The organism is Clostridium senegalense, assembly GCF_018916625.1.
GTDB lineage: Bacteria > Bacillota > Clostridia > Clostridiales > Clostridiaceae > Clostridium_J > Clostridium_J senegalense.
Genome location: NZ_JAHLNC010000013.1, coordinates 1 through 20,017, shown reverse-complemented (window position 1 = coordinate 20,017; position 20,017 = coordinate 1). Strand labels below are relative to the sequence as shown.

Annotated in this window: 15 protein-coding genes, 1 pseudogene and 1 other annotated feature; of the genes and pseudogenes, 1 reads left to right on the top strand and 15 read right to left on the bottom strand. The window is 25.6% G+C overall.

The window, feature by feature from the left end; genetic code table 11:
• Nucleotides 1–71: 71 nt before the first annotated feature.
• The 6 genes from KQI36_RS16215 to KQI36_RS16190 all read right to left on the bottom strand — a co-directional run bounded on the left by KQI36_RS16215 (nucleotide 72) and on the right by KQI36_RS16190 (nucleotide 9,993).
• Entirely contained in the window at nucleotides 72–2,930 is a 2,859-nt protein-coding gene (locus KQI36_RS16215; RefSeq protein WP_216451803.1) for a DEAD/DEAH box helicase, read from the bottom strand.
• A gap of 734 nt (nucleotides 2,931–3,664) precedes the next feature.
• Nucleotides 3,665–6,268 (bottom strand): ATP-dependent chaperone ClpB, encoded by a 2,604-nt coding sequence (gene clpB / locus KQI36_RS16210; RefSeq protein WP_216451802.1) that lies wholly within the window; start codon nucleotides 6,266–6,268, stop codon nucleotides 3,665–3,667.
• Nucleotides 6,269–6,590: 322 nt separating this feature from the next.
• Nucleotides 6,591–6,896, bottom strand: a complete 306-nt coding sequence (locus KQI36_RS16205) for a rhodanese-like domain-containing protein (protein WP_010295603.1) — start codon at nucleotides 6,894–6,896, stop codon at nucleotides 6,591–6,593.
• A gap of 131 nt (nucleotides 6,897–7,027) precedes the next feature.
• Nucleotides 7,028–7,912, bottom strand: coding sequence for an NAD(P)/FAD-dependent oxidoreductase (locus KQI36_RS16200; RefSeq protein ID WP_010295606.1), 885 nt, complete (start codon nucleotides 7,910–7,912; stop codon nucleotides 7,028–7,030).
• 21 nt (nucleotides 7,913–7,933) lie between these two features.
• Entirely contained in the window at nucleotides 7,934–8,251 is a 318-nt protein-coding gene (gene trxA / locus KQI36_RS16195; RefSeq protein ID WP_010295608.1) for a thioredoxin, read from the bottom strand.
• A 404-nt stretch (nucleotides 8,252–8,655) separates the two neighbouring features.
• Nucleotides 8,656–9,993, bottom strand: a complete 1,338-nt coding sequence (locus KQI36_RS16190) for an MATE family efflux transporter (protein ID WP_216451801.1) — start codon at nucleotides 9,991–9,993, stop codon at nucleotides 8,656–8,658.
• Nucleotides 9,994–10,175: 182 nt separating this feature from the next.
• Here KQI36_RS16190 and KQI36_RS16185 point away from each other — a divergent pair, with 182 nt between their 5' ends.
• Nucleotides 10,176–10,331 (top strand): hypothetical protein, encoded by a 156-nt coding sequence (locus KQI36_RS16185; protein ID WP_010295613.1) that lies wholly within the window; start codon nucleotides 10,176–10,178, stop codon nucleotides 10,329–10,331.
• Between the two features lie 57 nt (nucleotides 10,332–10,388).
• Here KQI36_RS16185 and KQI36_RS16180 read toward each other — a convergent pair whose 3' ends face one another.
• The 9 genes and pseudogenes from KQI36_RS16180 to KQI36_RS16140 form a co-directional block, all read right to left on the bottom strand.
• Nucleotides 10,389–12,179 (bottom strand): MutS-related protein, encoded by a 1,791-nt coding sequence (locus KQI36_RS16180; RefSeq protein WP_216451800.1) that lies wholly within the window; start codon nucleotides 12,177–12,179, stop codon nucleotides 10,389–10,391.
• Between the two features lie 272 nt (nucleotides 12,180–12,451).
• Nucleotides 12,452–12,601, bottom strand: a complete 150-nt coding sequence (locus tag KQI36_RS16175) for a hypothetical protein (protein WP_155844760.1) — start codon at nucleotides 12,599–12,601, stop codon at nucleotides 12,452–12,454.
• A gap of 50 nt (nucleotides 12,602–12,651) precedes the next feature.
• The gene (locus KQI36_RS16170) at nucleotides 12,652–12,879 is read right to left on the bottom strand and encodes a DUF1292 domain-containing protein (protein ID WP_216451799.1); all 228 of its coding nucleotides are present in this window, start codon (nucleotides 12,877–12,879) and stop codon (nucleotides 12,652–12,654) included.
• Between the two features lie 154 nt (nucleotides 12,880–13,033).
• Nucleotides 13,034–14,212, bottom strand: coding sequence for an alanyl-tRNA editing protein (locus KQI36_RS16165; protein ID WP_216451798.1), 1,179 nt, complete (start codon nucleotides 14,210–14,212; stop codon nucleotides 13,034–13,036).
• 230 nt (nucleotides 14,213–14,442) lie between these two features.
• On the bottom strand, nucleotides 14,443–15,801 hold the full coding sequence (locus KQI36_RS16160; protein WP_244991629.1) for a replication-associated recombination protein A: 1,359 nt from the start codon (nucleotides 15,799–15,801) through the stop codon (nucleotides 14,443–14,445).
• Nucleotides 15,798–16,838 (bottom strand): GIY-YIG nuclease family protein, encoded by a 1,041-nt coding sequence (locus KQI36_RS16155; protein ID WP_280527043.1) that lies wholly within the window; start codon nucleotides 16,836–16,838, stop codon nucleotides 15,798–15,800. The genes KQI36_RS16160 and KQI36_RS16155 overlap by 4 nt, the downstream gene beginning before the upstream one ends.
• Nucleotides 16,839–16,995: 157 nt before the next feature.
• The gene (locus KQI36_RS16150) at nucleotides 16,996–18,249 is read right to left on the bottom strand and encodes a dicarboxylate/amino acid:cation symporter (RefSeq protein WP_010295622.1); all 1,254 of its coding nucleotides are present in this window, start codon (nucleotides 18,247–18,249) and stop codon (nucleotides 16,996–16,998) included.
• A 263-nt stretch (nucleotides 18,250–18,512) separates the two neighbouring features.
• Nucleotides 18,513–18,753, bottom strand: a binding site (T-box leader).
• A gap of 96 nt (nucleotides 18,754–18,849) precedes the next feature.
• Nucleotides 18,850–19,368: a spore protease YyaC gene (gene yyaC / locus KQI36_RS16145; RefSeq protein WP_216451796.1), complete on the bottom strand. Its 519-nt coding sequence runs from the start codon at nucleotides 19,366–19,368 to the stop codon at nucleotides 18,850–18,852.
• A gap of 383 nt (nucleotides 19,369–19,751) precedes the next feature.
• Nucleotides 19,752–20,017, bottom strand: a pseudogene (locus KQI36_RS16140) (transposase); the annotation flags it as partial.

Here is a 20,017-nt window from a genome sequence, read left to right as displayed (position 1 = left end):
ATTTTTCTTTATTAATAAAAACTACAGTGATTTTTTAACTCTCAACTGTAGTTTTTTGTATTTATAAAGTATTATGAAAATAATTGTTCTATTTCCCTTTTTGACAAACTTGAAATAAAACTACCTTCAGAATTTTTATCTTTTAAAACGTTATCTATAATGTTTCGTTTTAAACTATGAAGTTTTATTATTCGTTCTTCAATTGTTCCTTTAGTTATTAATTTATATACTTTAACCGTTTTATCTTGCCCTATTCTATGGGCCCTATCCGTTGCCTGGCTCTCCACAGCTGGATTCCACCATGGATCAAAATGTATTACCACATCTGCAGAAGTTAGATTTAATCCATATCCCCCAGCTTTTAAAGATATTAAAAATACATTTTGTTCTCCTTCATTAAACTTTTCAACAAGAGAAAGTCTATCTTTAACTTTTGTTTTTCCTGTTAAAATTAATGTATCTACACCCTCACTGTCAAGTTCATTTTTAATATTTTCTAACATGGTTACAAATTGAGAAAATATTAAAATTTTACTTCCATTGCTTATTGACTCCCTTACAATACTTTTTAATATCTCCATCTTCCCATTGGGACCATTGTATTCATCTAAAACTACTGCTGGGTCACAACATACTTGTCTTAGCCTTGTAAGCAATGAAAATATGTGTATTTGACTTTTATTTATTCCCTTATCTTCAATTTCATTTTGAACTAAATTTCTAGCATTTTTTAAACACACATCATAAGCTCTTTTCTGTTTACTAGGCATATCTATTATAATTTGTTGTTCAATTTTTTCAGGAAGCTCTAAAAGTACATCTTTTTTCATTCTTCTTAATATAAATGGTCTTATAATTTCATTTAAGGTATCTAATGCAGCCTTATCTCCAAATTTCTCTATTGGATATTGAAATCCTCTATAAAATTTTGACTTTGATAACAAATACCCTGGCATTATATAATCAAAAATAGACCAAAGTTCTAAAAGAGAATTTTCTATAGGTGTACCTGTTAACGCAAATTTAGCCTTTGCATTTATTAATTTAACAGCTTTTGCATTTAATGTATTTGAATTTTTAATCTGTTGTCCTTCATCAATAAAAGAATATTGAAATTCTATATTATTATAATAATCAATATCTTTTGCTAAGGTACTATAAGATGTTACTACTACATCATATTCATTTATTGTCTTAAACAATTCCCTTCTTTCCTTAGCTAATCCATAAATAACACAAATTTTTAAATTAGGCGCAAATTTTAATATTTCATTTTCCCAATTATAAATCAACGATGTAGGAGCTACTACTATAGATGGACATTTTTTATTAATATCTATAGAATTTTCTACATAATCAAGTATTAGACATATTGCTTGAAGAGTTTTTCCAAGTCCCATTTCATCAGCAAGTATTCCACCTAAATTTCTTAAAGCCAAAGTTTTAAGCCATTTGAATCCTACAATTTGATAATTACGAATAACCCCTTGTAAGTTTTTAGGCAGTTTAAAATCATCTTCTACACTTTCTATTTTATATATAAATTCCTTTAATTTTTCCTTTTTTTCTATATAAAGTTTGTTATTAGCCTCATTTTCCGCTATATCATTAGCTGTTTTTCTCCATTTTTGAGTATGAGAATTTCCACTTCCACCTTTTACAAAGACAGAAGCAATTCTTGACACCAAAAATGTTCCATTTTTAGATTTACTACTTGAAAAATTTCTTGATCCTACTCCCTCATAAATTTTAAACAATTTTTTATTATTTAAATATATATAAGAACCGTTCTTCATTGTTATTATTTTTTCTTCATTTTCTATAGCATTAAAAATATTATTAATGTCTTCAAAAGTTATCTCTTCAATACCTAAACTAAATTCTATATATTCATTGTAAACATCCATAATGGGCTCATAGTCATTTTCTTTATATACCTTTTTACATTTAAAATCATCACTTTTATGAATTGTTCCCAATTCTTTTAACTTTTCTTCTCCATGCAATATAAAATCTACTATATCTTTTGTGTTATCTAAAACAAATCCTATTTTTCTCATATCAAAATTACACTTTTTCAATACATCATTTACTTTTTTCTCTTTATCCAAGTCTCTTGAGGATACTTTTTTAGACTGAATAAATTTATCTTCACTACAAATATCAATTACAATATCTCCATAAGTAAATATAGGATTCACTGTAATTTCATTTGCATTACTGTCTATATAAAAATCTACTTTTAAAGGCTGACTTTCTTTATTTTTAGGTTTTTCTATATAAAAATAATTACTAACCTCTTTTAATTTAAAAGATATCAATCCTATTGTTTTTTCTAAATTTTTATTTTTAAAAGTTAATGTAGAAGATTTTAATGTATTAAAATTTTTATAAAAAGTGCTATATCTAAAAGATTGCATTGTTTCTGGTTTATAAATATCATCACTTAACAAAAAATATTCAAAATTATTTGTACTGTAATCAGGAATGTCACTAATTTGGGTTAACTTTACTTTATCCTCATCAACAAATAATTTAAACTTTAAATCTAAGTTCCTATTTAGTATTTTTTTATTTAAATACTTCTTACCATTTACAATTAAATCAAATTTACAATTTTCAAAGAATTTTAAGACCTCAACTTCTTCATCATTATTTAAAATAATACTGTCATTTTCTAAACAATTCTCTTTTAATAAAACCTTATAGAAATTATTATACTGCTCATAAAAATTTTTATAAGATATTTTAAAACTATTATTAATGTTTATTATTTTATCATCTTTTGTATTTTTAAGTATTTCTTTTAACTTATAACTTTCCCCTATTTCATTTTTTCTTATAACATTAAACCTTAATAAGGTATTTTTAACTTCCTTATTAAGGTTTAATTCTAATTTCATATCTAAATTAATAAAATCATCAATCATTTTCATCACCAATCATTAAACGTAATTTATATAACTTTTAAATTCACTTACAATTTTTCATAAATCACTTTTTTATTTATCCTAAGTTATTATAGGTTTTTAAGTTTATTTTTAATTTATTCTTATTTAAATTTAAATATTGATAAAAAATAGTCATAATAATAACACTTTTTTAAATTTATAAACAATGCTAATTTCCATTTTATTCCTATACTCATATAAAATTATAATACATAATAAAACCTAAAACTGTTCAATGAGAACTTTTAGGTTTCCTTTTAATATAATACTATATTATTATATATTAACTTTTATCACTAATTTTATAAATTTAATTTAACCTCTTCATAAAAACATATTAACCTTTAAAATTTACTTAATAAAATAGTATTTATTTTTATATATGAGGTTTTTAAATACTATTTTAACGCATTTTTTTATTTTTTTCAATAGTTGCTTATTTTAAATCATATATATGATTCTTTCCAATACATTTTTTTAAATTCAAATTATATATTAAAATTTTTAAAAAGTTATATTCGATATACTATTGTATTCTAACTTTTAATATACAAATTCTATGACTGCTATAAAAAACAAGCTTTTATTTCTATAATAAATAGCTAAAAAGTGATATAAACTTTAAATTTTCTAAATTCAATACTATAATTATTAGTTATTGAATAAATTTAATTTCAAGTTTATATCACTATAAAATAGCTTTTTCTATTTAATTAATTTTTAACTGTTATTTCTAAAGTTTCATCTTTACCATCAACAAGAACTATACAACCATCATAAATTTCCCCTGAAATTATCATTCTAGCTATTTTAGTCTCTAACACATTTCCAATATATCTTTTTAATGGTCTTGCACCATAAACTGGATCGTAGCCTTCTTTTGCTAATATATCCTTTGCATAATCAGTTACTTGTAAGGTTATATTTCTATCACTTAGTCTTATTCTTACATCCTTTAAGAAGATATCTATTATTTTTTTGATACCTTCCCCACTTAAAGGTTTAAACATTATAATATCATCTAATCTATTTAAGAATTCTGGCTTAAACCTTAACTTCATCTCATTCATTACAGCATTTCTTGCATCTTCACTTATTCCACTTTCATCTTGGTTTTCTAACAAATAGCTACTTCCTAAGTTAGACGTCATAATGATAATTGTATTTTTAAAATCTACAGTTTTACCTTTATTATCTGTAAGTCTTCCATCATCTAGTATTTGTAAAAATATATTAAATACGTCTTCATGAGCTTTTTCAATTTCATCAAATAGTATTACTGAATATGGATTTCTTCTAACAGCTTCTGTTAATTGTCCTCCTTCTTCATAACCTACATATCCTGGAGGTGGCCCTATAAGTCTTGAAACTGAGTATTTCTCCATATATTCGGACATATCTATTCTTACAATATTTTCTTCACTATCAAACAAGTTTCTTGCAAGAGTTTTAGCAAGTTCTGTCTTACCAACACCAGTAGGTCCCAAGAATATAAATGAACCAATAGGTCTATTAGGATCTTTAAGACCTGCTCTAGCCCTAAGTACTGCGTTAGATACTGCATTTGTTGCCTCTTCTTGGCCTACTACTCTTTTTTGCAGTTCTTCTTCTAATCTTAAAAGTTTTTGTCTTTCACCTTCAATTAATCTTGTAACTGGAATACCAGTCCATTTCGAAACAATCTCAGATATTTCACTTTCTGTTACTTCTTCCTTTAAAAGAGCACCTTCATAATTTTTTTTCATTTCTTCTTCTTTGTCTTTTACTTGTCTTTCAAGTTCTGGAATTGTTCCATATTTAAGCTGTGCAACAGTGTTTAAATCATATTCTCTTTCAGCTTTTTCTAAATCTCCACGAACATTATCAAGTTGAGATTTTAAATTTCTTATTTCTAAAATATGGCCTTTTTCCTTTTCATATTTTGCTGTCATTTCATCATTTTTTTCTTTTAATTCAGCAAGTTCTTTTTCTAAATTTTTAAGTCTTTTTTGTGAAGCTTCATCATTTTCTTTAGTTAATGCTTCTCTTTCTGTCTCAAGCATTAATTTTTTTCTTCTTATAATATCAAGTTCTGTTGGAAGAGAGTCTATTTCACTTCTTATCATAGCACCAGCTTCATCTATTAAATCAATAGCTTTATCTGGAAGATATCTATCTTGAATATATCTATCTGAAAGTTTTGCTGCAGCTACTATAGCTGAATCATGTATCCTTATTCCATGATGTATTTCAAACCTTTCTTTTAGTCCTCTTAAAATAGAAACTGTATCTTCTACTGTTGGCTCTTCTATTATAACTGTTTGGAATCTTCTTTCTAACGCCTTATCTTTTTCTATATACTGTCTATATTCATCAAAAGTTGTAGCCCCAATACAGTGAAGTTCTCCTCTTGCAAGCAATGGTTTAATTAAGTTACCTGCATCCATTGCTCCATCTGTTTTTCCAGCACCTACAATTGTATGAATTTCATCTATAAATAGTATTATTCTTCCTTCTGAACTTTGAACTTCTTTTAATACTGCTTTTAATCTTTCTTCAAATTCGCCTCTATATTTAGCCCCTGCAATCAATGCACCCATATCTAATGAGAAAATAATTCTATCTTTTAACCCTTCTGGAACATCTCCTCTTACTATTCTTTCTGCCAAACCTTCAACAATAGCAGTTTTACCAACACCAGGTTCTCCTATCAATACAGGATTATTTTTTGTTCTTCTTGAAAGTATTCTTATTGTTCTTCTAATTTCTTCATCACGTCCAATTACGGGATCTAGTTTGTGTTTTTTAGCAAGTTCAATAAGATTTGTTCCGTACTTTTTAAGTGCATCATATGTTCCTTCTGGATCTTGCGTATCAACTCTTTGATTACCTCTTACATCTGATAGAACTTTTAAAAATTCATTTTTATTTATATTAAATCTGTCTAATATTTTTCCAACTGCACCTTTTTTGTCAACTTCCATAATAGCAATCATCACATGTTCCACACTAATGTATGAATCTTTAAATTCTGTTGCAATTTCATCTGCTTTAACTAAAACTTCATTTATTCTTCTTGTAGCTACTACACCTGAATTTTGAGCTCCTTCACCTAGTACTTTAGGCATCCTATCTAGCTCAGTATGCAAATCATTTCTAAGTACACTTATGTTAACTGACATTTTTTCAAAAATATTAGGAATTAATCCATCTTCTTGATTTACAAGTGCTGAAAATAAATGTATTACATCTACTTGTTGATGATTATATTTTACAGCCTCACTATATGCATCATTTAAACTTTGTTGTACTCTTACAGTCATTTTATCCACATTCATATATTCTTATGTTGTAATAAATTTTAATAAAACTTATTACAACATTTCACCTCCTTTAATAAAAATCTCTTCATTTTTAATTATTTAATAAAATACTTTAAAGCTATTTTATATTAGTTTTTCAATGCATATAAAAGTTATACATATAATAAACTTTTACACAACTAAATACTTTGTTATATTTATAATAATATAAAAGTCAAAGAAAGTCAAAGTCTATTTTTCCTTTATTTTTACCTAAAATAAAGCACAATAAGACATTTATATAAAATATCTTATTGTACTTTTCGTATTTAACTTATAGATTTATAAATTGATTTTTTTATCTTACTAAATAATTTTGTAACGGGCTAATTCCACCAGTTAAATTATATATATATCTAAATCCATTTCTACTTAAAAATGAACTTGCTGTAAAACTTCTTGAACCAGAACTACAGTAAATAACAATGTTTTCATTTTTATATGGTTCTAATAAATCAATTTTTTCATTTAGCTCATCTATTGGTATAGATATTGCATTAGGTATATGACCATACTCAAATTCAGAATAAGATCTTACATCTAAAAATATAGCATCTCTATTGTTTAAAAAATTTATTGCTTCATATTTACTTATATTTTTCATAAACTCACTCCTTAGCAAGCTTTTAAATTATCTTTATAATATATTATACTAAGTTATCTATAATTGCTCTATTTAAATAAAAAAAAACTACTTTAAAATAAGATTAATATCCATTTTAAAGTAGTTTTTCACTATTTATTTTTATTACTAATCGCCTTTTCATATAAATAACTTACAGCATTTAATGAAGCAATTTGACCTTCTCCAGCTGATTTTATATAACCATAAGGTTTTCCAATACAATCACCAGCTGCAAAGGCTCCTTTTATATTTGTTTCCAGATTTCTATTTACTTCTATATGACCATCTACAGATTTAAGTCCTGGCATTAACACATCTGGTGCTACACTATCTCTTAATATAAACAATCCGGATACTGTTAATTCTTTATCTTCAAATATTATCTTTTCAAAAGAATTTTCACCTTCAATAGATTTAATTTTACTGTGAATAACTTCTACATTATCACCTAAACTAAATTGGCCTTTAAACATTGGAACAAAGTATACTTTAGATGCCACTCCTTTTAAATAATCAACTTCTTCTAAAGAAGCTTGATTATAACCAACAACAGCTACTTCTTTTCCTTTATATAATGGACCATCACAGGTTGCACAATAACTTACACCTTTTCCTATAAGTTTTTCTTCCCCTTGTAGTAATTTTCCATAATTTACTCCTGTTGCTAATATAACTGCATCTACTTTGTAAGATTTATCATTACAAACTACAGCAAAGAAACTTCCCATTGAATAAACATTTGTTACTTTTTCATATGTTATTTCTATTCCCATATTATCTATATGCTTCTTAAAATTATTAGTAAGTTCTTTTCCACTTATACCTGGGAAGCCAAGGTAATTATCTATTTCTGGAGCTAGTTCTAACTTATTACTAAGATTCTCTTGACCAAAAATTACAAAGCTTTTATTTCTTATTTTTAAATTTAATGCAGCACTAATTCCTGCAGGACCGCTTCCTATAATAGCTACATCATACTGTTTCATCTGTTCCATTTTAAACCATGCCTTTCTTTATTACATATGTTTGTTTAAAAATTCAACTAACATTTCTTTAGGTGCAAAACCACTAAATTTATCTACTAAGTCACCATCTTTAAATAATAACATAGTTGGAACCGCTGATATTTTATAAGCAGATGCCTTTTCAACATTTGCATCTACATCTACTTTGCCTATAGTTAAACTTTCATTCATCTCTCCTGCTAATTCTTCTAAAACAGGTCCAAGCATTTTACATGGTCCACACCATGGTGCCCAGAAATCTACTAAAACTAACCCTTTTGAATTTAAAACCTCTTCATTAAAACTACTATCTGTTATATGTTTTATCATTTTTACCACTCCTTTAAATAAACTTAATATTAGATTATGCAAATACATAATTGATATACTTATATTTTTTAAATTTTAATAAAATTTAAAGACTATAATAATTTTTATCAACAAAGATTCCTTATCCTTTAACTATATTTTATCATAAAACATTCATATATTCAAATATTAAAATATATTTTAAAAATATTTTTAGTATCTTATATGAAAAGAAATTAATTACAAATTATAACTTTTTAATTTATGTGAAAATATAGGGAAACAAGCTCTAACTTAAATTTATTCAATGCCTGCCTCACTATTTTAGGTATCCAAATTTTGAAATGGATAACTTTAAGAGTTAACTTGGAACCCTATACAATAAAGCAAATTAATACTCTATATATTAAAAAAATATGTATATTTTATGAGTTTTTAATTACGGATTTTTTTTGCCACCTTCCTCTTTTATAATACCAAAAAGTTACAAACCAACCTACAATCCATCCTACCGGTATTCCTATCCATATACCATTTACACCTAAATATTTAGAAAACACATAAGATGATGGAATTCTTACAGCCCATAATGAAATCATGGAACTTATCAATGAAAACATTGAATCCCCTGCGCCCCTTATAGCACTTGTAAGCATAAAAGATGTAGATATTGCTATAAAAAAAGGTCCGACAGTCATTAAGTATCTCGCTCCAATTGTTACAACTTCCTTATCTGTATTAAAAAGCCCTATAAGTTCTTTGTTAAACATTAAAAACATTATTAAAACAACTATTGATAATGAGGCTGCCATAAATAAAGATGATTTTACGCCCTTTTTTATTCTATCTAACTTCCCTGCTCCCATATTTTGAGCAACAAAAGTAGATACTGCTGCACCTAAATTCATTATTGGTATAGATATAAAAGTTTCAACCTTAGTTCCTGCCCCAAAGGCCGCCATAGCAGATGTTCCATAACCATTTACTAATGATTGAAGCGCTATATTTCCAAAAGAAAATAACATCTGCTGAATAGCACTAGGGATTCCAAGTTTTAATCCTCTCTTAAATATATCATTATCATATATTAATCCTTTAAATCTTATTTTTAACACTTCATGTTTTTTATTAAGATAAATTATACTAAATATAAAAGAAATTCCTTGGGCTATTATAGTTGCCAATGCAACACCATTTACCCCCATATTAAAATTTAATATAAAAACTATATCTAAAAATATATTTAAAATTGTAGATATTATAAGAAATATTAGTGGATTAGTAGAATCACCAAGTCCTCTTAATATAGCACTTACAGAATTATATCCTGCTGAAAAAATAGTCCCTGCAAAAATAATAATAAGATATTCTTTTGACTGATTCATTATAACATCTGGAGTATTCATAATTTTCAATATAGGTTCACTAAAAATTATACCTATTACAGTAATAATAATCGATGTTATAAATATAAAAATATATGTTGTATCAATTGTGCATTTTATTTTCCTCATATTTTTAGAACCATAGTATTGAGATACTAAAATTGAAAACCCAAGAGTAACTCCCATAAGTAATGATGTTAATAAAAACATAATTGGATTTGCCCCTGAAACAGCAGCCATTGCATCCTTACCAATAAAGCGACCAACAATTATACTATCTGCTGTATTATATAATTGTTGAAATAAACTTCCTATGAGCATTGGTAATGCGAAAGTAAAAATCTGCTTTCCTTCATGTCCTTCTGTTAAATCCTTCATATTGCCCCCTTAAATTATAGTTAATATACAGTTATATTTCTATAACTATATTGATTATTGTATCAAAATTTTATTTTATATTCTATATTTTTAAAATAAAATTTTTCTTATACAAGACACAGAATATTCTTTTATTTTATTCACATACTAATTATGAATTTAATAATGAAAGGGTGACAGTTATGAAGACTACAAATAGAAAAGAATATACTAAAGAAAACTATTTAAAAAATGGTAATAAAACTCAAAATCAATTTGCCAAAAATAGTTTTAACACTACAATAGAAGAGCCTGGAACTAACGAAAGTGGGATTATAGCTAAGAAAAAAGGGTTTTAAAACAATAAAAATAATCGTCTACATTTTGTTGGCGATTATTTTTTATAATATATAATTTTACTCTTCTAATATATTTATTCCTATCATCTTCATTAAATATTTCGCATTTGTAGAAGTGGACCTTCCACTTTTTAATTTGTAATCAAAAAGAATTTTATTTTCATTATAATGTTCTGCAAAATGAAAGTTTTTTATCCTATTTTTAGTTTCAAGAGCACAAAGTTCTAAATCATGAGTAGTTATTAATCCAATTGCTCCTAACTTATTTAAATTTGCTAATACATTTTTAGCTCCTGTAATTCTATCTACAGAGTTAGTCCCTCTAAAAATTTCATCTATTAAAAATATCATTTTGCTATTTTTATTAGAATAATCAATTATTTGTTTTATCCTTACAAGTTCTGCATAAAATGTAGATACTCCATTTTTCAAATCATCACTAATTCTCATAGATGTATATATTTGAACTTTAGATGCTACCATATCTTTCGCACACACTGGTGCTCCATTGTAAGCAAGAACAAGATTAATTCCTATTGTTCTTAAAAAAGTTGTTTTTCCTGACATATTAGATCCGGTTATTACAAATATCTCATCATCCATATTTAAGTCATTACATACCCTGATAGAAGAATTTATAAGTGGGTGTCCCAAGTTTATAGCTTTTATCTTTAAAGATTTATCATTTATTTCACACATTGTAATATTATCATTTATATGCATAAGTACAGAAAAACTTATTAAACTTTCTAATTCACCTATTAAACTCAACCACATTTCTATATTATCCCCATATTTTTCATTCCAACTTTCAAGATGAAATATACATTGATAATCCCAAAGAAATATTCCATTTAGGGGTACCATAAAAAAAGTATTAAACCTAAGATTTATCTTATTCATTATTTTATTTAAATCTTTCATTCCCTTTAAAGATTCATTTCCAGTTTCAAAAAGTTTTTCTTTTAATTCTTTAAGTAATTCACTTTTAAATTCCTCATTTTCTATAAGTTTTAACAAATTATAGTATCCATCAAATCCACTTTTAAATTTAGATATCTCATAAAAACTTTCATTTATTTTGTTTAACCCCATTACCCAAATTAAAAGTTGAATCGCTATTATAAGAAATGCTAGTTTAAAACCTAAAGTGCCTTTAAACAATATTAATGCCAAGGATATTGGTACTGTTATAATTGGAAGTATATATAGTATTCTTTTTATAAACCCTTTATTAATAATTTTCTTTTTTTCATTACCATATTCAAATAAGAATGTTGGATTTTGTAGTTTTTCTCTATCTCTATACGCAGAGTTTTCTATGCTTTGGCAAAATTCTAATTTGGAGGATAATTCTTTTATTGCATCTTGTCTTTTCTTTATAATTTCTATATCAAAATCTGGATTTAATAGTGATTTAGATAACTTTTCTCTACCTATAAAAGTATTGGTAGTATTTATAAGTTGAAACAACGATTTATTCCCAACAATATCTAAATCAAAAGAATATGGGTGATTTCTATCTATAAATTCTTCACCACAATCTTTGAAATTTACCCATTTCCCATTAGTCCTATCAATATAATTTTTGTTTATACCTATCATACCTTTAGCATATTGTAATTTATCGCTAATATTTTTATGATATACCACAAGTATTATGAAAGCTACATAACTTATAGCTAAACATATTCCATATGTTAGGTTAAACCCTAGCTTCCATACAGCATAAGTAAAAAAAGCAGCTAATATAAACACTATAAGTCTTAGTATACCTAAAATATTATAAGTTTTAGTAAGACTCTTAGCTTCTTTTTTATAATGACTTAATCTTTCTTCAAAAACCATTTAACTTCTCCTTTATGTATACTTTTAATTTAGTTTCCTTTTAATAATATAATTAAAACTAGAAATTTAACTTATATTACTATTTTAAATTTAATTATAAGTTAAATTTTTAAATTCCATATTTATATAATAAAGTACAACTAGAAATTTATTTATATATTAACATATTATACCTCATAATTTAAATTTTTATTATATTTTTAATAAAACAGATATGCAAAAAGACTATTTCAAAATATAAATTTTATTTTGAAATAGTCTTTAAATTAATATTAACGTCTATTATTTATTTGATAATTTTGTGTTCCAGGATTTTCTTGATGATTTGGAAAAGTGTTTTTATCTGGAAGGTGTCCAGAATTTTCAAATTTTTCTTTATAATACTTTTCATTTTTATCTTTTATTTCTTTTGAAGTTTTCATAGGATTCACCTTCTTCCTAATTATTTTTAACAGGAATAGTATTTTTATTTCTAAGCAGTTTTATTATAAGCTTTAAGTACTTTATTAAATTCATCGCCTCTACTTATTGAAGTATATTGTATTTCATTATTTAATCGTGTAATTCTGTATGCATATGCTTCATTAGCATTTTTAGGTCCTGCAATTATATACTCCTTATCATCTACTTTCAGCTTATCTATAAGCTCCATTTCAACTTCATTACCATGAGAATCGTTAATTTTAAATATTTCTGCCATATTAAATACCTCCTTAATTAAGTTTTATAAAATATTTTTCATTACATATTTAAGATGTGCAAATTCTATAAAATATATAACAAGTTTTAATTGCACTTATAGGAAATATAGGGATGAAACTAATATAAACTTTTATTAAAAGAAAAAATACCAGCTATAATGCTGGTATTTTTTCTAAAAGGTAATTATAAAATTCTAAAGCCTTTTCATTGCTTTCAAATACACCTTGTGCTCTTTTTTTATTTCCTCCACCTTTTCCATCAAAGGATTTTATATCTTCTTTAAATATTTTGCCGCACTCTATAGGAAACTCTCCATTATAAGTTAAAACTACTTGTTTATCTACTTCAGATAATGCTAAAATGATACACTCCTTATTTTTATTTAATTCTTTTATATATAATTCTATATCTTGTAATGTTTCATCTTTAAAAATTTTGTTTATTAATTTTTTCTCACCTAAATTTCTTAATATCTCCTTAGTTTCTAAAAATACTATTTTTTCTTTTAAGTCTTTAACTTCCTTATTTAAAGATTTTATAGCATTTTGATTTTCTCTTGTTGTTGGAATTACTTGGTCTAATTTACACCCTAAAATTTGATAAACTGTAGAAAGAATCTCATGTTTTTTATTATAATCTTTGTTAACTCTTTCTCCACATTTAAAATACACCCTAGTTTTTCCTTTATAATTTTCCCATTTTAATATTTTTATAGTTTCAACTTGACAAGTATTTTCTACATGTGTTCCACAACATCCACTAAAATCAAAATTTCCAATTTGAACAACTCTAATATTTTTCTCAACATTAACCTTTTTCCTTAATGTAATTTCTTGAGTTTTTAAATCATCTACCACATATGTTTTTACTGGTAAATCCATTGATATAATACTATCTGCTATATCTTCTACTTTAGAAACCATATCTTTAGTTAAATTTTTAATATCAATATCTATACTTACATATTCTTCACCTAAATGAAAACTATCATTGTTAGCACCATAAAGATATTTAAACACTCCTGATAATATATGCTCACCAGTATGCTGTTGCATATAGTCAAATCTTCTATTAAAATCTATAATTCCTTTAACCTTTTTTTTATTAATTTTCTCTTCCATAACGTGGTAAATTAAATTATCTTTTTCATATACATATATAACTTTTAATCCATCTATTGTTCCTATATCACAAGGCTGTCCTCCGCCTTCTGGATAAAAAGCTGTTCTCTGTAAAACAACATGATATTTTCCATCAATTTCTTCTATTTTTTCTACTTTAGAATCAAATTCTTTTAAATATAAATTATCATAATATAATTTTATAGTCATAAATAAACCTCTCTGCAATATTAATTGTTTTAAACATTTTAATAATTATCAATGAAATTTTCAACAGTTTTTAAAAATATTTCTCCAAAAAAATGTTAATTTTTCATTAATATATTAATTTATATAATATATTTAGTGTAATTAAATATAAACTTTTTAATTACATATATATTTTTTACATAATAATTCTTTACATTACGAACTATTATATACTATTTTTACAAATTAATCTAATATCTTAATTTTTCCAATCTTAACTTAATTTTACCTTCATATCCTAAATCACTAGGATTATAATATTTTTTACTTTTTATCTTATATGGTAAATACTGTTGCTTTACATAATGATTTTTATAATCATGTGGGTATAAATATTTTTCTTTATCACTGTACAGCCTTTCAGCTCCGTTGTAACCCTTTTCTCTTAAATGATTAGGCACTTCTCCTATATCTTCTTTTTCCATATCTTTAAGTGCTAAATTTATAGCATTATAAGAAGAATTGCTTTTAGGTGCAGATGCTACATAGGTTACTGCTTGTGCTAAAAGTATTCTAGCCTCAGGCATACCAATTTCCTTTACTCCATCTAAACAAGCTTTTGCAACAAGCAGAGCATATGGATCTGCATTTCCTACATCTTCACTAGCAGCTATTAAGATTCTCCTTGCTATAAACTCAATGTCTTCTCCTGCATAAAGCATTCTTGCCAAATAGTGTATAGCTGCATCTGGATCCGATCCGCGCATACTTTTTATAAAAGCAGAAATTACATCATAATGATTATCACTATTTTTATCATAATTTATATGTTTTTTTTGTATACATTCTTCTATAGTTTTTAAATCTATATCAATTATTCCATTACTGTCTTTATTTGTAGTAAGTACTGCAAGTTCAAGAGCATTTAATGCTCTTCTACCATCTCCATTTGAACATTCTACTAAAAAATTAAGAGCATCATCTTGAAGATTTATATTTATATTTCCAAATCCTTTTTCTTTATTATTAAGTGCTCTTTTTATCATCTTTTCTATATGCTTTTTATTTAAAGGCTCTAATTTAAATATCATAGCTCTTGAAAGTAATGCCTTATTAACTTCAAAAAAAGGGTTTTCTGTTGTAGCACCAACTAAAATTATTCTTCCTTTTTCTACATGAGGAAGAAGAGCATCCTGTTGATTTTTATTAAACCTATGTATCTCATCTATAAATACTATAGTTTTTTTACCTTCCATATTTAAGCTGTTTTCAGCCTCATCTATAGTTTCTCTTAGTTCTTTCAAATTGCTTGTAACTGCATTTAATGATTTAAATTTACTTTTTGTAGTTTTCGCTATTATTCTTGCCAAACTAGTCTTTCCTATACCTGGCGGGCCATATAGTATTAGTGAAGAAAGTCTATCTGCATTTATAGCTCTATATAAAAGTTTATCTTTAGCTAATATATGTTCTTGCCCTATATAATCTTCTAAAGTCTCTGGCTTTAATCTTTCAGCTAACGGTGAATTGTATTTAATTTCTATATTGCTCTCACTTTGTGAATTATCACGGTCAAATAAACTAATGTTTTCAAAATTCATCTTACTCATTCTAATCCTTTCTGTAATTCTATAAATCCATTTAAAAATAAACTTATATCTGATTGGTCTGTTATTTCTAAAAAATTAACTTTATTATTATTTAAATAACGATTAATTATAAGCGTAATATCAATGCTACTTTTTTTATTATCATAAGAATTTTTCTCAAAAGTATTAAAAATGCTTCTTATTGTTCTCTCTAACATTGTTATATTCACATCTTTTTTATTATACTTTTCACAGTAAAATATCTTATTATATATACAAAACACTTTAAATGTATTTTTATCTAAATTTTCTACCATAAGTACATTTTTATTCTTTATTTTAACAGAGTTTAATAGTAATTCTCTTATAAAATTTAAACTTTTGATATCCTCTCTAAATTTAATTGCATTTTCAAAATCTAAAGTCAAAGAGGCCTTTTTCATTTCACTTTGAAATACATCTAAAAGTTTAGTATTTAATAAACTTAAATATTCTATCGCTATATTCAAGTTATTATAATATTTTTCTTTTATGTTAGGATTTGTACAAACACCTAAACAGTTTTTTAAATTATAATTTAGACAGCTAGATTTTAGTATTCTATTACAAGTTCTTAATTTTAATGTTTTACTTATACTAAAACATACTTTTTCTACCACACTTAAACTTGTAAAAGGGCCAAAATAAAGATTATATTCACTTGTAGGCTCATAACTAACCAAAATCCTTGGATATTCTTCCTCTAAGGTAATCTCAATATATGGATACCTCTTAGTATTCTTTAATAGTCTATTATAAGTTGGTTTATACCTATCTATAAGCTCTTTTTCTAAAAGTAATGCTTCAACCTCAGTATCTAAATATATATATTCAAAATCTGCTATATTTTTAATAAGCTTTTCCACTTTACTTGTACGATTTTTAATATTACTAAAATAACTCGATACTCTATTCCTTAAATTTTTAGATTTCCCTACATATATAACTATATCAAATTTATCTTTCATAAGATAAACTCCAGGGTATTCTTTTAAACTCTTAGCCTTTGTTTTAAGCATTTTTGAAATCCTTTCATCTTATCTTTAGTACTATTATACACAAGGAAACTATAAAGTAAAAATATATCATTAATAAAAAAAGCTTTCTTATAGCTAAAAAATAGAGGTACTTTTTCAGTACCTCTACCTTTAGCTATGTTAAATTAAAACAACTTTGCTATTCTTCTGAAACTAATAACGCTACTACAGATGATCCAGTTACATTTGTCATTGTTCTTATCATATCTATGATAGCATCAACACCTATAACCATAGCTAACCCCTCTATTGGTAAACCTAAAGAAGCAAGAACTACTGTTGTTGACATAGTTGCCGCCCCCGGAACTCCTGCAATACCTATAGAACTTATAACTGTTGTTACTACTAACAATCCATAATGAGTTATCGTTAAATCTATTCCAAATACATTTGCTACAAATATAGCAACAATTGCTGGATATATTCCACCACAACCATTCATACCTATAGTAGAACCAAGAGGTGCCACAAAACTTGCAACTTCTTCTGGAATACCTGCTCTTTCAACTAGACTTTTAATAGTAACAGGTAATGCTCCATAACTACTTTGTGTAGTAAAAGCTACTATTTGTGCTGGAGAAATTGCTTTAAAAAAGTGTATAGGACTCTTCTTTTTTATAGCTAATATCAAGCCACTATAAACTACCCCTATTTGTATTATGCATGCTACATACACCGCTATAATCATTGTTCCTAATGGTAGTAATGTTGAAATACCATTTTCCGCTGACAATTTTGCCATTAATGCAAATACTCCATATGGTGTGAAATTTAATATAATTCTAGTTACTCTTACTAAGATTACATTTAAAGCTGAAATAAAATCTTTAAATGGTTTTATTTTTTCTGGATATATATTTCCCTCAATAACCATGGCTATTGCTATAAAAAGTGAAAATATGATAACAGGTATTATTTTACCTTCTGCCATTGATTGTATAGGATTAGTTGGAAGCATGTCCATTAAAACACTACTAAAATTAGGTATTTCTCTTGCTTTAAACCCTTCTGCTGCTATATAATTCATGCCACTACCCACATTAAAAACTTTACCTATAAAAATCCCTACTACAGTAGCAATAGCTGTTGTTAACAATAAGAAAAATATTGTTTTTATGCCTAAAGACTTTAACTTTTCTCCATCTTTCAAATTAGTTATACTTCCAATTAAAGAAACTATAACTAGAGGTATTACAAGCATCTTAATAAAAGATATGTATATAGTACCTACATACTGAACATAAGATATTTTCTCTTTAAATATAATTCCTGCAACTACACCTAAACCTAACCCTACTAAAATTCTCAAAGAAAAGTTTACTTCCTTAAATTTTAACCAATATAAAAAAATCATAACTACTGCTAAGATAAATGTTGATATAAACAAATTCATATTTCTTCCTCCATCTTCTATTTTTAATTAATTGTAAAACTTATAATGAAACAAGATTCCAAATTAGAGTTTTATGTAGATATACAAATTCCAGTAAATTTATTCCAGAATTTTTTATCTATAAATCTGTTTTTATCAATGTTTTCCTTGGCCAAGTAATATTGATATTAGTGCTATTAGTACAAATAATGAAATGTTATGCATTTTTAATATGTTTAACTTTTAAAATCTTGAAAATAAAAAAATCTCCTACCTCTGATATTCTCAGAGGCAGAAGATACAATTCCGCGATTCCACTCTAATTAAGCACATAGTATGCTCATCTCATTTTAGGTACATGTATACCCTATCTCTATAACGGGAGAACCCGTAAAAGCCTACTACAAATTTCGGCATTTCCACTCCTAGGGGCACTTGGGCTAACTTTTTTATAAACTCTCTCAGCAAATGAGTTTTTCTCTGTAGTAAATACATTAACTTACTTTCCCTACTCAACGTGTTATATTAAATCTTGTTGAAATTTATTATACTTACAAAAAATATATGTGTCAATATATTTTTTGTATTTTTTATTACCTAAATTTAAAATAAAATTAAAAATCAATATAGTTTACTTTCATCTAACGCTGCTATAATAGCTTTTGATATTGTTTTAGCCATAGTATAAACCTGGTTCAATCTTAAATTATTTAAAAGGTCATAAACCATTTCTTCTTCTGTGCCAACTATACCAGTTATAGATAAATCTCCTACTTCTGGAAGCTTCTTTTTAAACCCTAACCCTGGAAATATAGAATCTTTCTTAACCATTATTTTGTTTATTTCATCTAAATTACCAACTGAAGCATCAATAGCTATTACATATGGGTTTTCATGATTTTTTTCTATTATTTTTAAAGTCTTTTTCAAGTTTTTTGCATCAACAGGATTTTTAAGTGTTCCGTAAATTACACACGGACAGTTCATCTCAACTAAAAATTCACCGGTCAACGGACCCAAGCAATCTCCTATTATTTTATCTGTTCCTATAGCTAAAATTATTATTTCTCTGTCATTTATATCTTCAATGCAATTTAATATATCAAGCTTTATACTATCATAAAAAACTACTTCTTTCATTATTCCTCCTTCATTTTAAAAAAATTCTAGATTATTATAACTTATATAAATGGCATTTATTTTATTTTAAACAAAAATTTTAATCTCTATTAATTTTAAAAAAACATATTAATAGTATAATTTATATTATACTATTAATATGTTACCATAAATATATAAAATATAAATTTTACCAATTATTAATTTTATTTAATGTCTGTCACTATTTATAATAATTATTTATTTAATATTTAAATGACCGTCACTAAAAATATAGTTTAAATACTTTAGTTTTTAGTATTTAGTTCATTAATTTATAAAGATTAGCCTTTTTAACTAATTTTTTATAGCTTGTACAACTTATAAATTACTCTAATAACATTTTTTATTTTTTCCAAAAAACACTAAATTATTGAGGCTTCTTTTTCTATAAACTTTTTAAATATATTTTTATATTTACTATTATGTCGGATAAGCTCTATTCCATCATTAGTTAATGTACATACCCTACTTGCAGTTATTCCTCCTAATTCTCTTCCTATATCTAATGAGTTTACATCACATAGTGATGTAGCCATTAACGCAAATATTGCTCTCATATCTTTATTATAACTTCTATTCTTAATTAATAGCTCTTCTACTTCTAAGCCTATTTCTTTTGCTATAAATT

Coding starts and splice junctions, on each gene's coding strand:
- KQI36_RS16215 (WP_216451803.1), bottom strand. CDS start 2,930: ATGATTGATGATTTTATTAATTTAGATATGAAATTAGAATTAAACCTT.
- clpB (WP_216451802.1), bottom strand. CDS start 6,268: ATGAATGTGGATAAAATGACTGTAAGAGTACAACAAAGTTTAAATGAT.
- KQI36_RS16205 (WP_010295603.1), bottom strand. CDS start 6,896: ATGAAAAATATAAGTAAATATGAAGCAATAAATTTTTTAAACAATAGA.
- KQI36_RS16200 (WP_010295606.1), bottom strand. CDS start 7,912: ATGGAACAGATGAAACAGTATGATGTAGCTATTATAGGAAGCGGTCCT.
- trxA (WP_010295608.1), bottom strand. CDS start 8,251: ATGATAAAACATATAACAGATAGTAGTTTTAATGAAGAGGTTTTAAAT.
- KQI36_RS16190 (WP_216451801.1), bottom strand. CDS start 9,993: ATGAAGGATTTAACAGAAGGACATGAAGGAAAGCAGATTTTTACTTTC.
- KQI36_RS16185 (WP_010295613.1), top strand. CDS start 10,176: ATGAAGACTACAAATAGAAAAGAATATACTAAAGAAAACTATTTAAAA.
- KQI36_RS16180 (WP_216451800.1), bottom strand. CDS start 12,179: ATGGTTTTTGAAGAAAGATTAAGTCATTATAAAAAAGAAGCTAAGAGT.
- KQI36_RS16175 (WP_155844760.1), bottom strand. CDS start 12,601: ATGAAAACTTCAAAAGAAATAAAAGATAAAAATGAAAAGTATTATAAA.
- KQI36_RS16170 (WP_216451799.1), bottom strand. CDS start 12,879: ATGGCAGAAATATTTAAAATTAACGATTCTCATGGTAATGAAGTTGAA.
- KQI36_RS16165 (WP_216451798.1), bottom strand. CDS start 14,212: ATGACTATAAAATTATATTATGATAATTTATATTTAAAAGAATTTGAT.
- KQI36_RS16160 (WP_244991629.1), bottom strand. CDS start 15,801: ATGAGTAAGATGAATTTTGAAAACATTAGTTTATTTGACCGTGATAAT.
- KQI36_RS16155 (WP_280527043.1), bottom strand. CDS start 16,838: ATGCTTAAAACAAAGGCTAAGAGTTTAAAAGAATACCCTGGAGTTTAT.
- KQI36_RS16150 (WP_010295622.1), bottom strand. CDS start 18,249: ATGAATTTGTTTATATCAACATTTATCTTAGCAGTAGTTATGATTTTT.
- yyaC (WP_216451796.1), bottom strand. CDS start 19,368: ATGAAAGAAGTAGTTTTTTATGATAGTATAAAGCTTGATATATTAAAT.